Origin of the sequence: Mesotoga sp. HF07.pep.5.2.highcov, assembly GCF_003666285.1 — a bacterium.
Lineage (GTDB): Bacteria > Thermotogota > Thermotogae > Petrotogales > Kosmotogaceae > Mesotoga > Mesotoga prima.
Genome location: NZ_JFHJ01000093.1, coordinates 1 through 711, shown reverse-complemented (window position 1 = coordinate 711; position 711 = coordinate 1). Strand labels below are relative to the sequence as shown.

General features: G+C 46.6%; 1 protein-coding gene. It reads right to left on the bottom strand.

Going from position 1 to position 711, the window contains the following annotated elements; translation table 11 throughout:
• Positions 1-370 precede the first annotated feature (370 nt).
• Positions 371-711, bottom strand: a 341-nt coding sequence (locus tag BG32_RS01635; protein WP_147434787.1) for an EamA family transporter, incomplete at its 5' end; no start/stop codon positions are given.

Here is a 711-nt window from a genome sequence, read left to right as displayed (position 1 = left end):
ATGGGAGTAGCTTACGGAGATGTGATACTCTCGGTTTCGGTTCTTTCGATCCTTACAACGGCCCCTCTTGGCGCCATTGGCATAAGACTTGCTGCAAGAAGATTCTCGAAAAGCAGTTGAGAGAATGGATTCCGTTTTCTCTTCGACTATATCTCAGTGAATGCAAAAGCGGAGGCTGTTTTCGATCCAGTGAAGTCGTTTGCTACTTTTGACCTCGTTATTGTTTCCGACCCAAAAGGAAATCGAAACGGCTCACTCCGGTTTTCTGTCCTCTGCGGCGTCCTTTTGCCGAAGTGATCTCTGTCCAAGAGAAGGTTAGCTCACATCATTCCCTAGTAACTGATGTGAATTTCCAGAGGAGTATTCGAATTTATTGAGTGGAATTATCTTCAGAGACTCCCCTGTTCTTCCAGTTGACAACTACTATACCGGCTGAAACCAATACGAGGGCAAATGCCATGTACGAATTTAGGGCCTCTCCCGGAATAAAGGCTGCCGAGAGAAAGACACCGGCCACCGGGATCACGAAACGAAACATAGTGATCTCACCTGCTTTGTGAAAGCTGAGAATCGCGTACCATAAGGAAAAGGCTATAGCCGAAAGAAGCATAGAATATACCAGAAGGAGATTTCCCTTCAGTGTGAAAACAAGCGAATCCTCTTTCAACCCGGGAAAGCCGGAAATCAGGAGAAGAAAGCCGCCGATCGAAA